General features: G+C 67.4%; 11 protein-coding genes and 1 pseudogene. 10 read left to right on the top strand and 2 right to left on the bottom strand.

Going from position 1 to position 12,397, the window contains the following annotated elements; all coding sequences use genetic code 11:
* The first annotated feature begins 62 nt into the window (after window positions 1-62).
* The 7 genes from MUG95_RS08605 (at window position 63) to MUG95_RS08575 (ending at window position 7,440) form a co-directional block, all read left to right on the top strand.
* On the top strand, window positions 63-434 hold the full coding sequence (locus MUG95_RS08605) for a hypothetical protein (protein WP_247005705.1): 372 nt from the start codon (window positions 63-65) through the stop codon (window positions 432-434).
* 51 nt (window positions 435-485) lie between these two features.
* The gene (lipA, locus tag MUG95_RS08600) at window positions 486-1,409 is read left to right on the top strand and encodes a lipoyl synthase (protein WP_247005704.1); all 924 of its coding nucleotides are present in this window, start codon (window positions 486-488) and stop codon (window positions 1,407-1,409) included.
* A 186-nt stretch (window positions 1,410-1,595) separates the two neighbouring features.
* Window positions 1,596-2,675, top strand: a complete 1,080-nt coding sequence (gene pdhA / locus MUG95_RS08595; RefSeq protein WP_247005703.1) for a pyruvate dehydrogenase (acetyl-transferring) E1 component subunit alpha — start codon at window positions 1,596-1,598, stop codon at window positions 2,673-2,675.
* A gap of 170 nt (window positions 2,676-2,845) precedes the next feature.
* Window positions 2,846-4,318 (top strand): DUF7289 family protein, encoded by a 1,473-nt coding sequence (locus tag MUG95_RS08590; RefSeq protein WP_247005702.1) that lies wholly within the window; start codon window positions 2,846-2,848, stop codon window positions 4,316-4,318.
* A gap of 100 nt (window positions 4,319-4,418) precedes the next feature.
* Window positions 4,419-5,417, top strand: coding sequence for an alpha-ketoacid dehydrogenase subunit beta (locus MUG95_RS08585; RefSeq protein WP_247005700.1), 999 nt, complete (start codon window positions 4,419-4,421; stop codon window positions 5,415-5,417).
* A gap of 1 nt (window position 5,418) precedes the next feature.
* A complete protein-coding gene (locus MUG95_RS08580; RefSeq protein ID WP_247005698.1) occupies window positions 5,419-6,927 on the top strand; it encodes a dihydrolipoamide acetyltransferase family protein in 1,509 nt (502 codons plus the stop codon).
* 42 nt (window positions 6,928-6,969) lie between these two features.
* Window positions 6,970-7,440: a hypothetical protein gene (locus tag MUG95_RS08575; RefSeq protein WP_247005696.1), complete on the top strand. Its 471-nt coding sequence runs from the start codon at window positions 6,970-6,972 to the stop codon at window positions 7,438-7,440.
* A gap of 68 nt (window positions 7,441-7,508) precedes the next feature.
* Here the strand turns inward: MUG95_RS08575 and MUG95_RS08570 are convergent, their stop codons facing one another.
* Window positions 7,509-8,798: a DolP-mannose mannosyltransferase gene (locus MUG95_RS08570; protein ID WP_247005694.1), complete on the bottom strand. Its 1,290-nt coding sequence runs from the start codon at window positions 8,796-8,798 to the stop codon at window positions 7,509-7,511.
* A gap of 234 nt (window positions 8,799-9,032) precedes the next feature.
* Window positions 9,033-9,215: pseudogene (locus tag MUG95_RS08565) on the bottom strand (HVO_2922 family protein); the annotation flags it as partial.
* Between the two features lie 89 nt (window positions 9,216-9,304).
* On the opposite strand from MUG95_RS08565, the gene lpdA reads away from it, so the two are divergent.
* The 3 genes from lpdA (at window position 9,305) to pheA (ending at window position 12,373) form a co-directional block, all read left to right on the top strand.
* Complete coding sequence (lpdA, locus tag MUG95_RS08560; protein WP_247005690.1) at window positions 9,305-10,729, top strand: dihydrolipoyl dehydrogenase; 1,425 nt, start codon at window positions 9,305-9,307, stop codon at window positions 10,727-10,729.
* Window positions 10,730-10,869: 140 nt separating this feature from the next.
* A complete protein-coding gene (locus MUG95_RS08555) occupies window positions 10,870-11,499 on the top strand; it encodes a hypothetical protein (protein WP_247005689.1) in 630 nt (209 codons plus the stop codon).
* 67 nt (window positions 11,500-11,566) lie between these two features.
* Window positions 11,567-12,373: a prephenate dehydratase gene (gene pheA, locus MUG95_RS08550; protein WP_247005687.1), complete on the top strand. Its 807-nt coding sequence runs from the start codon at window positions 11,567-11,569 to the stop codon at window positions 12,371-12,373.
* The last annotated feature ends 24 nt before the right edge of the window (window positions 12,374-12,397 follow it).

Below are 12,397 nucleotides of genomic sequence, written 5' to 3'. Positions count from 1 at the left end.
TAAGTACCTTCCGTTGTCTCGGGACCACAACACCTTCGACGGTACAGGTCCGCCGGTCACGTATGTCGGAAACGGAGGGGCCAGAGCGCGTGGATGTTCTCCGGTACGAGTCACCCGACGGGCCGAGTCACCGGAGCATCGAGGCCGGTCGCGGGGCGGAGGTCGTGGCAGCACACGAGAGCGAGTACCGGAAGCGAGAGCGGATTCGGCGGGTCACCACGGCAGTCGTCACGGTACTCGCCGTCGGCGGGGGTGTGGGTTTCGACCGCCCGTTGGTCGGCGTCGCCGGGGCGGCCGTCGTCCTCGGAGCGTTCTTCCTCGGCGGACACGACCGGGAGGCGGTGGTCCCGGAAGTGGTGGCGACCAGCATCGCCCCCGACCGGGCGGCCGAGCGGTACGACCTCGACGTACGGGCACACGACGGAGGGGAGTGACGGCGGCGACGAACCGCACGTTTTTGACCGGGCCGCCCCAACGTCGGGCCAATGAGTCGCGCCCGCAAACCCGACTGGCTCAAGCGCCGGCCCCCGTCGGGCGAGCGGTTCACCGACATCACGGAGACGCTCCGGGACCACGACCTCAACACGGTCTGTGAGGAGGCCAACTGCCCGAACCTCGGGGAGTGCTGGTCGGGCCGGGACGGGCCGGGCACGGCGACGTTCATGCTGCTCGGCGACCGCTGTTCCCGAGGGTGTAACTTCTGTGACGTGGAGACGGGCGGGATGGACCCGCCGGACCCGGAGGAACCCGAGAGCGTCGCCGACGCCGTGGCCGAAATCGGCCTCGACTACGTGGTGTTGACCAGCGTGGACCGCGACGACTTGCCGGACCAAGGGGCCGGGCACTTCGCGGCGACCATCCGGGCAATCCACGAACGACACCCCGATGCCCTCGTCGAGGCCCTGATTCCTGACTTCCAAGGCGACCCCGACCTCGTCGGCGAGGTCATCGATGCGGAACCGGACGTGTTGGCACACAACGTCGAGACGGTCGAACGCCTCCAGTGGCCCGTCCGTGACCGGCGGGCCGGCTACGAGCAGTCCCTGTCCGTCCTGCGGCAGGCCGCGGCGGCCGACACCTACGCCAAGACGAGCCTGATGCTCGGCGTCGGCGAGTACGCACACGAGGTGTACCAGACCCTCGGCGACCTGCGAACGGTCGGCGTCGACATCGTGACCCTCGGGCAGTACCTCCAACCCTCGCGCTCGCATCTGGAAATCAGCGAGTACGTCCACCCCGACGCCTTCGAGACGTGGCGACGGGTCGCCGAGGAGGAACTGGGCTTCGCCTACTGTGCGTCGGGGCCGATGGTCCGGTCCTCGTACAAGGCCGGCGAACTGTTCGTCGAAGCCGTCGAGCGCGGTGCGGACCCCGCGGAGGCACGCGAGGGCGTCCGGGCGGACGACTGACGAGTCGGCGTGACGGTAACGCGCGTTCAGTTTTCGCCGCTGAAACGCCGCGTTTCTGCGTGTCTGTCCGGATTCGAGGCGAGCGAGCGGGCGACAGCCGCGACAATCACCGGGGGTTACGGCGACGTGCCAAAGACATATTATCGGACGTGGCAATAGTTACCACATGACAGTACGGAGGCCTCGATGAGTACCTTACAGCGTGACCCCGGCGACCGGGTGCAGGTACTGGACGAGGACGGGCAGGTCCGGGCGGACGCGGAAGTGCCGGACCTCTCGGACGAGGCGTTGGTCGAGATGTATCGGGAGTTGACGCTCGCGCGGCACTTCGACCAGCGGGCCGTCTCCCTCCAGCGGCAGGGGCGGATGGGGACGTACCCGCCGATGGCCGGACAGGAGGCCGCACAGGTCGGGAGTGCTCACGCGCTGGCCGACGGGGACTGGCTGTTCCCGAGTTACCGCGAACACGCGGCACTGGCCGTCCGGGGCGTCCCGCTCGACGTGGTGTTGCTGTACTGGATGGGACACGCGGGCGGGGACGTGCCCGCGGACGCGAACGTGTTCACCGTCGCCGTCCCCATCGCCACTCAAATCCCCCACGCGACGGGTGCGGCGTGGGCGATGACCTACCGCGGCGAGGACCGGGCAGTCCTCTGTTACCTCGGCGACGGCGCGACGAGCGAGGGCGACTTCCACGAGGGGCTGAACTTCGCGGGCGTGTTCGACGTACCCGCCGTCTTCTTCTGTAACAACAACCAGTGGGCCATCTCGGTCCCCCGGGAGCGACAGACGGCGAGCGAGACGCTGGCACAGAAGGCCAACGCGTACGGCTTCGACGGCGTCCAGGTCGACGGGATGGACCCGTTGGCCGTCTATCAGGTGACGAAGGCGGCTATCGAGAAGGCCAAAGACCCCGGCCCCGAGGAACCGCGGCCGACGCTCATCGAAGCCGTGCAGTACCGGTTCGGCGCGCACACCACCGCCGACGACCCCTCCGTCTACCGGGACGACGAGGAGGTCAAGCGATGGAAACAGAAGGACCCCATCCCGCGCATGGAGACGTTCCTCCGTGACCGAGGCCTGTTGGACGACGAGCGTATCGCGGCCATCGAACAGGAGAACAGCGACCGGGTGGCCGCGGCCATCGACGCCGCCGAGGCCACCGAGCGGCCGTCCCCGGGGGACCTGTTCGAGAGCGTCTACGCCGAGATGCCGAGACGGTTGGAGCGGCAGTTACGGTACCTCGAATCCCTGCACGCAGAGTAAGTCACCGCGGCCGGGGACAGCGGCCGTCCCGGCCCGAGCGGGACTGTGTGTCCACTGTCCGGCAGGACTGGCCACAAGATGTTCCACCGGTCAATTTTGACGGTAAATATTTTATGGCCGCGCGATAGCCGTATACTGTACTCGAACGAAGGCCGGTCCGGGGGGTTGTGATGGGAAAGCGTACCAAATCGTGGAACGAGCGTGGGGTATCGACCGTCATCGGTTTCGTCCTCGTCACGGGCGTCATCATCAGCGGGATGGCGATAATGGCAATCCTCGGTGGGAGTCAGTTGGGTGACATCGGGGAGCAGTACGAAACCAAGCAAACGGTGAACACGATGGCGAGTTTCGACAGCGACGCCAGTCTCGTCGCCTTGGGGTCGTCGTCGGTCCGACAGGTGAACTTCGGGAGCGGAAGCGGCACGCGCTACGTCGAACCGACGACCGGACGACTCACGATAGTCAGCGTCGACGGCACGAACCGGACGGTGATAGCGAACACGACGCTCGGCGAGGTTCGAAGCGAGGTGGGCGACACCGACATCGTGTACCAAGGGGGTGGCGTCTGGCGACACGCAGACGGCAACACGACGATGGTCTCGCCGCCAGAGTTCCACTACCAAGCACAGACACTCACGTTCCCCGTCGTCACCGTGGAGAACCAGTACGCCGGGAGCGGGTCGTCGCTCACCATCGAGAACAACGGCACCGAACAGTTGTTCCCCAACGAGACGCTCTCGAACCCGGTTTCGGGGGCGACCATCCGCGTCGAGGTCCGGAGCAGATACCACGAAGGGTGGGCACGGTACTTCCAAACGCGGACCACCGGAGCAGTCGAACACGACCGGTCCGAGGACCTCGCGGCGGTCAACCTCACCGCACCTGCCGACGGCATCTTCGACTATTCCGTCGCAACCACGGCGGGTGGCTCGGGTGCTATCACGGTCAGCGGCAGTCCCTACTACTGTGGCCCGTCGAGCAACGTCTACTCCTGTCCCGTCCAGCGCGGCGTGAACTATCCGTCCGCCGACTCGGCAGTGGAACGGGAGATAGACGACTGTGAACCCAGCGGCTGTCTGGACCTCGCCGCGAACCTCCCGAACCTCGACGAGGGGACGTACTACGCGGACAGCGACGTTACGATCCCCGACGGGACGACAGTCGACACGTCGGACGGGAACACGACCATCGTCGTCGACGGCGACGTCGACTGGCAGGGCGGCGGCGGTCCACCCGGGACACAGCACTTCGACATCCAAGGGCCGAACCGGACCGAGTTCTACGTGAACGGGACCGTCGAACTCGACGGCGGCCCGAACGTGAACACCGACTCGACGAACCCCGACCGACTTCTCGTGTTCGTTCACTCGAGTGCTGACTTCGCGTCGGGAAGCGGGAACCCAGAGTTTCACGGACTCATCTACGCGCCGGGGTCCGAGTTCGACATCGACGGTGGTGGGTCGGCGAGCAACTTCGTCGGCGCGGTCGTCGCACGGACGGCGAACGTCAACGGTGGCGGCAACCCGAGCGTCACCAACGTCCAGTACGACCCCAGTATCGACCCGAACGTCGGCATCGGGTCCGACCCCGACCTGACCTACCTCCACGTCACGCGCAACAACATCAGCGTGACCGGCGGGTGACGGCCCCGCCGCCCCACCCCTTTTTGCCCTAGTGCCACAGACTAGCTAGCATGGACAGCGGGTTGGCCACCGGCAGTACGGGACAGCACGGAGGTGAGGCATGAGCGAAACGGCGGCGGACACACAGGAGTTGACGCTCGTGCAGGCGGTCCGGGACGGCCTGTACGGCGAGATGCAACGGGACGAAGACGTACTCGTGATGGGCGAGGACGTGGGCGCGAACGGCGGCGTGTTCCGCGCCACGCAGGGCCTCGTCGAGGAGTTCGGCGAGAAGCGGGTCGTCGACACCCCGCTCGCGGAGTCGGGCATCGTCGGGACTGCCATCGGCATGGCCGCCTACGGCCTGCGTCCCGTCCCCGAGATACAGTTCATGGGGTTCATCTACCCGGCGTTCGACCAGATAATCAGCCACGCCGCCCGCCTGCGCACCCGAAGCAGGGGGCGGTTCACCTGCCCGCTCGTCGTGCGGGCACCCTACGGCGGCGGCATCCGCGCACCGGAACACCACTCCGAGTCCAAGGAGGCATTTTTCGTCCACGAGCCGGGACTGAAAGTCGTCATCCCCTCGACGCCACACGACACGAAGGGGTTGCTCGCGTCGGCCATCCGCGACCCCGACCCGGTCGTCTTCCTCGAACCGAAACTCATCTACAGAGCGTTCCGGGAACCGGTTCCGGACGAGAACTACACTGTCCCGCTGGGCGAGGCGGCCGTCCGCCGCGAGGGGACGGACGTGTCGGTGTTCACCTGGGGCGCGATGACCCGCCCGACGATGGAGGCCGCCGAGACTCTCGCCGAAGAGGGCATCGACTGTGAAGTCGTGGACCTGCGGACCCTCTCGCCGCTGGACGAGGACGCCATCCTCGACTCCTTCCGGAAGACGGGGCGGGCTGTCGTGGTCCACGAGGCCCCCAAGACCGGCGGCTTGGCGGGCGAGATTACCGCCACGATTCAGGAGGAGGCCCTGCTGTATCAGGAGGCCCCCATCGGCCGGGTAACCGGGTTCGACACGCCGTACCCGCTGTACGCCCTCGAAGACTACTACCTGCCCGAAGCCGAGCGCGTGGCCGACGGCATCCGCGAGACGGTCGAGTTCTGATATGCTCGCGTTCGAACTCCCCGATGTGGGCGAGGGCGTCGCCGAGGGCGAAATCATCCAGTGGCTGGTCGCCCCCGGCGACAGCGTGACCGAGGACCAACCGGTCGTGGAAGTCGAGACGGACAAGGCCGTCGTCGAAGTCCCGTCCCCCGTCGACGGCACCGTCGCGGAACTGCGGGCGGCGGCCGGCGAGGTGGTTCCGGTCGGCGAGGTCATCATCGTGTTCGACGAGGCGGGCGAGGAGACGGACGAAGCGGCGACCACGGGCGACACGGAACCGGCGGGAGCGAGCGGTGCCACCGGAAACGGCGACACCCCGGCGGACGGGCGCGTGTTCGCCGCGCCGAGCGCGCGCCGACTAGCCCGCGAGCTCGGCGTCGACATCAGTGCGGTCGAGGGGTCGGGACCGAGCGGCCGCGTGACCGAAGGAGACGTGCGTGCCGCCGCCGACGGCGAGGCGGCCGACACGGGAGAGGGTACGGGCGAGACAGCCGACCCCGACGCGTCGGCGGCGGTAGACGACGGGACGGCGTCGACCCGTGAGCGGACGCTCGCGGTGCCGTCGACCCGCGGCGTGGCCCGCGAACTCGACGTTGACCTCGGTTCGGTCCCGGCGACCGAACGGCGCGACGGCGAGGCGTTCGTCACCGCCGAGGCCGTCCGGGAGTACGCCGAGACACAGCAGGCGGCACAGGCCGCCGACGCCGCCGCGGCGTCGGCGGCGGGCGCGGCAGACGCGGACCCGGCGGACGCCGAGCGCGTCTCGGCCGGTGACACCGACGAGGAGGCGACCACACCGGGCGTCGCCGAGCGCGTCCCCTACCGTGGCGTCCGCCGGACCATCGGCGAGCAGATGGAGCAGTCGAAGTTCACCGCACCCCACGTCACTCACCACGACAGGGAGGACGTGACGGAATTGGTCGAGATGCGCGACCGCTCGCAGTCGCGGGCGGCCGACCGGGGCGTGGACCTGACGTACCTCCCGTTCGTCCTGAAGGCCGTCGTCGCCGGCCTGCGTGAGTACCCGATTCTCAACTCGCGACTGGACGAGGACGCCGGGGAAATCGTCGTCCACGGCGACTACAACGTCGGCATCGCCACCGCGACGGACGCGGGGCTGATGGTCCCCGTGGTGGAACACGTCGACGAGAAGTCGATTCTCGACATCGCGGCGGAGACGCGGACGTTGGTCGAGAAAGCCCGCGACCGCTCCATCGCCCGCGAGGAGATGCAGGGCGGGACGTTCACCGTCACGAACTTCGGGGCCATCGGCGGGGAGTACGCCACGCCGGTCATCAACTACCCGGAGACGGCGATTCTGGGCCTCGGTGCGGTGCGGGAGCGGCCGTGGGTAATCGAGGATGACGGCGAATCGTCCGTCGCCCCGCGCCACGTCCTGCCACTCTCGCTGTCTATCGACCACCGCGTCGTCGACGGCGCGGAGGCCGCACGGTTCACGAACACCGTGATGGACTACCTTCGGGACCCGGAACTGCTCCTGTTGGAGTGATGGCAGTAGTTTTTCCACGGGCCGATGAGTCTGGCCCACCGTATGTTCCCCGCTATCGAACCCGAGCGACTGTTCCGCGAGAGCGTCCCCGTGGCCGCCGTCCTCCTGTTCTGGAACGCGCTCGCCGTGGTGGCGAACGCCGAAACCGTCGCGTTCGGCTTCCGACTGGCTGGTGTCGTGATGGCACTGCTCTACGTCGGGAGTCGGACGGAAGCGTTGGTGCGTGACCCACCGCACACGCCGGTCGACATCGAAGGACATCTCCGCGAGAACGTGGCCGTCCTCGTGGCGGCCGGCGCGTGGTTTCTGGCCGCGCTGGTCGTCGGTGTCCTCTCGCCGTTCGGCCGCGGTATCGGCCGACTCGTCCGTGCCCTGCTCCTGTTCCCGCTGTCGGGGGCGGCCGTCGCCGTCGTCCTCCTGTACGCGCTCCCGACCGGTCTCGGGCGGGTCCGAGGGACCTCGGGCCGGGACGGTCCCGACCCGGAGACGCGTGACGCGGCGGCCGACGGCTAGTTACAACTGCCGCTTTGCGTTTTGGAAAGACTCATCGACGGCGACCAGCCGGAGTCAAGCCGCTGTGGTCATCCAAGTATCGCGTCGAGTCCTTCGTCAACCCGCGTCCCCCAACAGGTGTCACGGTCCGTGACGCCTGTTCGCTCGATGTACGCCCGTTCGTGACCGGACATCCGCCAGTGACAGTCCGCGGCCGTCGACTTACCGTCCCAGTACGTGTCTGCAAGCGACGCGTCGGTATAGCGGTCGCCACCGACCACACCCCCAACGAGCGCGCCGACGATTACGAGTCCGACGAGCAGGAGCGTGACTGGAATAACTGTCGGACCAATCGGGAGACGACGAGGGAATTGGGCGACGGCCAAGCCGACGCACGGGGCGAGCATCGCGACGGTCCAGATGAGGTCCGAGCCGCCGTGTTGCACCGTCGTGAGTCCGAGGGCTGATGCTCCGACGAACGCAATCAGCCACACGCCCCGTTCGTCGCGACGGCCGACGCGTCGGAGTGTGACCGCTATCCCGACCACACCGAAGCCAACGGCACCGACACCGAACCAGCCCAACCGGGCCGCGATGTTCGGGGCCGCCGTCGCCGGACCCGCACCCGAGGAGAACAGCACCGGTGCGAGGACTGTCTGTCCAACTAATGGCGTCAACTTACCAGTCAGGACCCACGGCGCGACGACGACTGCCGCCGTCGCGAGCAGGCCGCCGAGGATACCAACCCGGCGACGCGACAGTCGCGGTGACTCGCGGTCCTCGACGACCACACCGACGGCGACGCCGACAACGACGAGTACGGCAGGTTGCCAGTACGCCGCCGCGAGGCCCGCCGTCACGCCCGTCGCGACTGGTCGGTCGAGGCGGTAGCAGTAGACCGCCGCCAGTGTGAACGCCGCAGCGAAGTACTTGACTCGCGGCCCGCCGGTCAGCATTTGGATTGTCTCCGGGTAGACCAGCAGTGAGAGCGCGCCCACGCTGGCGGCGGCCGCGTCGCCGGTCAGGTCCTCGACCAGACGGAAGGTAGTACCCACCATCGCGATGACCGTCGTGACCGTCAGTGCGAGGACGACGATGTAGGTGAGTTCCGGGTTGCGTCCAGTCACGAGTGCCGCCAGTCCAACCGTCTCGTGGATGGCAGGCGGCTTGATATCCCAGAGATGGACGTACGGGAGTTGGCCATGAGCGAATTGCATTCCGCCAGCCATGTAGACTGCCGGGTCAGTCGTAAGTGCGTGGCCGTACAGGCGCGGCCAGACCCGCTCAAGTACCAGAAGCAGGGAAATCACGAGCGTCACCGCCAGTCCGCTCGGTCGCTGTCGCTCCCCCACGCGGAGGGTATCGCGGAGAGTTGGCACTGTGGCAGATATATTCCGAGACGTATATTAAATTGCTGTCAGTCGTCGTGCCTCGGTGGTTCTTTGTCACGAACGTAATCGCGCCCCACGAAGTCTGGATGCCGGGCTGGTTTTGGCCGTGGCTTTGCGTTTGCAAGGGAGTCGTCGACGGCAGTCAGTTGGAGAGCCTCAGACGCACCCTATCGACCGCCACCGCGCCCCCATTCATCAACAGGCCATCACTCTTGTCGGTCATTACTCCACGACGTGAACGTCCGCGCCGGGCGCGTTCTCTTTGACGCTTCGGAGTCCCTTCTCGGCGTTCTGCCGGGTGCTGTAGCCCTCGCCGCTGTCGGCGATGATGTTACCGTTGTCGTGGACGAGTCGCCAGCGCCACTCGTCGGCCTCGTCGCGGTACACCTCGAAGGTAGCCTGTGAGTCAGACATGGACAGACAATGAACGGACGGTTGGATAAATCGGGGGGCCGACCCGTGGACTCAACACCCGGGGCCACGTTCGGGCGCGTATGGTCGTCGGCGACGTTACGACTGGCACGGACGTACTCGTCATCGGGGCCGGACCCGGCGGGTACGTCGCGGCCATCCGCGCGGCACAGCTAGACCTCGACGTGACGCTCGTCGAGAGAGACGCCTACGGCGGGACCTGCCTCAACCACGGGTGCATTCCCTCGAAGGCACTCATCTCCGCGACGGACCTCGCACACCGCGCCCGCGAGGGTGCGGAGATGGGCGTCCACGCGGACCCGACCGTCGACATGGCCGAGATGGTCGACTGGAAGGCGGAGGTGGTCGACCACCTCACCTCGGGCGTCGAGAAACTCTGCAAGGGCAACGGCGTCAATCTAATCGAGGGGACGGCGGAGTTCACGGGCGAGTACACCGCCCGTGTCGCCCACGGCGGCGAGGGGCAGGGGTCCGAGTCCATCGAGTTCGAACACGCCGTCCTCGCCACGGGGAGCCGTCCGGTCGAACTCCCGGGGTTCGCCTTCGACGGTGAGAACGTCCTCTCCTCGCGACACGCGCTGGCACTCGACGACGTGCCGGACCGACTGCTCGTCGTCGGCGCGGGCTACATCGGCATGGAGTTGGCGACGGTGTTCGCCAAGGCCGGGAGTGCGGTGACCGTCGTGGAGGCACTGGACTCGGCACTGCCGGGCTACGAGGAGGACGTGACCCGGGTCGTCAGGCGGCGCGCCGAGTCGTTGGGCGTCGAGTTCAACTTCGGGGAGGCCGCCGAGGACTGGACCGACGACGGCGACGGCCTCACGGTCAGGACCGAGAGCGAGGACGGCACCGTCGCCGAGTACGCGGCCGACCGGGTACTCGTGGCGGTGGGTCGGGAACCGGTGACGGACACGGCAGCACTCGACGCGGTCGGTGTGGAGACGGGCGAGAACGGCTTCGTGCCGACGGACGAGACGGCGCGGACGAACCGCGACCACGTCTTCGCCGTCGGCGACGTGGCGGGCGAACCGATGCTCGCACACAAGGGGATGGTCGAGGGGGAAGTGGCCGCGGAGGTCATCGCGGGCGAACCCGCCGCCCTCGACCAGCAGGCGATGCCCGCGGCGGTGTTCACCGACCCCGAAATCGGTACCGTCGGCCTGACCGAAGCCGAGGCCGCCGAGGTCGGCTTCGACCCCGTGGTCGGCGAGATGCGACTGCGAGGCAACGGGCGGGCACTCACGCTCGCCGAGAGCGAGGGGTTCGTCCGGGTCGTCGCCGACGCCGACGGCGAGTTCGTCCTCGGTGCCCAGATAGTCGCCCCGGAGGCCTCGGAACTGCTCGCGGAAGCCACGCTCGCCGTCGAGATGGGCGCGACGCTGGAGGACGTGGCCGCGACGGTTCACACGCATCCGACGCTCTCGGAAGCCGTGAAAGAGGCCGCCGCGAACGCGCGAGGGGAAGCCATCCACACGCTGAATCGCTGAGGGCGAACGTGTTATCGGCCGTCGTATAATTTCATATCCCGGTTACGTACCGCCCGGCATGTCGATTGTTTGATCATCAAAAGAGATATAGCTACCATTTCGATAGAGACGGGTACGTAGTGGAGACGATGGGAGAGAGCATGGAGCCAGACACAGAGAACGAGGACGATTCGATAACGCGGGTGTTCCTGTCGGGGTCGACGTACGAGCGGTTACGCCTCCAGCGCGAGACGTACTTCTCACAGCCGCTCCCGACGAAGTTGACGTGGCAAATCGCCCTTCTCGGCGGGGTTACACTGTTGTTGCCGCTGTACGCGCTGTTTCCGGCGACGGTCGCGGAGTACGTGCCGTCGGTGGACCCGGCACTCGCGTCACCGAGGGTACTGCTGTTGGGACTGGTCGGGGCCGGCATCGAACTGTTCACCGCACTGTTGCTCGTCGGGGCGGCACTGTACCGAATCCGCCGGTATCCGCTGACAGAGCGACAGGCGACGACGGTCCTCAACGTGGAGGACTTCGCGTCGTATCTCGGATTCGGGGCGGGCGGCGCGGCCATCGGTTTGACCGTGATTTACTTCCTGCTCGGCCTCGCGGGCGGACGGGCTATCGAGAGTTACGTGGCCTCGATGGACGGTATCAATCCCTTCGCCGCCTCGGGCGTGGGGCTGTCAGTCGCCGAGCTAGCCGTGTTCGCATTCACCGGGTGTATCGTCCTCACGATGCTCCGGTTGTACCTGCAACTTCGGTTCGTCCGACTCGACGAGGCGTGACGGCGCGCGTGGCGACACCGGGACGGCTACCGCGGCGTTTTTCTCCCCGAAGGGAGAATCGGGGGACATGGAAGCACTCACGCTCGGCCCGTCGGGGACGTACTCTCACCGGGCGGCGACGGCCGTCGCCGACGAGGTGTCGTTCACCGAGTCGGTGACGGCCATCGTCGAGGCGGTGGCCGACGGGGAGTACGACCGCGGCGTGGTCCCCGTCGAGAACAGCATCGAGGGGAGCGTCACGGAGTCGCTCGACGCCTTCACCGAGTACGACGTGGCCGTCGTCCGGGAACTCATCACGCCGATTCGACACGCGCTGCTGGCACAGGGCGACGACTTCGAGGTGGTCGCCAGCCACCCCCAAGCACTCGCGCAGTGTCGGAGTTACCTCGAATCGGAGTACCCGGACGTAGACACGGAGGCCGTCGCCAGCACGGCGCGCGGCGTCGAGCGCGCCCGTGCGGACCCGGACGTGGCCGCCATCGGCCATCCCGACACCGCGGGCGAGGACCTGCAGATTCTCGCCGAGGACATTCAGGACCGCAGTTCCAACGCCACGCGGTTCGTCGTCGTCGCGCCCGCCAGCCAGCGGTCCGACGCCGGCGGCAAGACGTCGCTCATCGTATACCCGAACGTCGACTACCCCGGCTTGCTGTTGGAGATGCTCGAACCGTTCGCCGAACGCGACATCAACATGACGCGGGTCGAGTCACGGCCCAGCGGCGAACGGTTGGGCGACTACGTGTTCCACATCGACATCTCGGCGGGCCTCTACGAGGAGCGCGCACAAGCGGCACTCGAAGACATCGAGGCCATCGCCGAGAACGGCTGGGTCCGCCGCCTCGGCTCCTACGACACCGAACACGTCCTCGACTGACCGCGGGCCGTGCGGGGCAAAAGT

It is taken from the genome of Halorientalis litorea (assembly GCF_023028225.1).
GTDB classification, from domain to species: domain Archaea; phylum Halobacteriota; class Halobacteria; order Halobacteriales; family Haloarculaceae; genus Halorientalis; species Halorientalis litorea.
This window is presented reverse-complemented; position numbering and strand designations above follow the sequence as displayed.

What these genes read in the sequence shown, in the direction of transcription:
- MUG95_RS08605 (WP_247005705.1), top strand. Translation starts at nt 63, where the DNA reads ATGTCGGAAACGGAGGGGCCAGAGCGCGTGGATGTTCTCCGGTACGAG.
- lipA (WP_247005704.1), top strand. Translation starts at nt 486, where the DNA reads ATGAGTCGCGCCCGCAAACCCGACTGGCTCAAGCGCCGGCCCCCGTCG.
- pdhA (WP_247005703.1), top strand. Translation starts at nt 1,596, where the DNA reads ATGAGTACCTTACAGCGTGACCCCGGCGACCGGGTGCAGGTACTGGAC.
- MUG95_RS08590 (WP_247005702.1), top strand. Translation starts at nt 2,846, where the DNA reads ATGGGAAAGCGTACCAAATCGTGGAACGAGCGTGGGGTATCGACCGTC.
- MUG95_RS08585 (WP_247005700.1), top strand. Translation starts at nt 4,419, where the DNA reads ATGAGCGAAACGGCGGCGGACACACAGGAGTTGACGCTCGTGCAGGCG.
- MUG95_RS08580 (WP_247005698.1), top strand. Translation starts at nt 5,419, where the DNA reads ATGCTCGCGTTCGAACTCCCCGATGTGGGCGAGGGCGTCGCCGAGGGC.
- MUG95_RS08575 (WP_247005696.1), top strand. Translation starts at nt 6,970, where the DNA reads ATGTTCCCCGCTATCGAACCCGAGCGACTGTTCCGCGAGAGCGTCCCC.
- lpdA (WP_247005690.1), top strand. Translation starts at nt 9,305, where the DNA reads ATGGTCGTCGGCGACGTTACGACTGGCACGGACGTACTCGTCATCGGG.
- MUG95_RS08555 (WP_247005689.1), top strand. Translation starts at nt 10,870, where the DNA reads ATGGAGCCAGACACAGAGAACGAGGACGATTCGATAACGCGGGTGTTC.
- pheA (WP_247005687.1), top strand. Translation starts at nt 11,567, where the DNA reads ATGGAAGCACTCACGCTCGGCCCGTCGGGGACGTACTCTCACCGGGCG.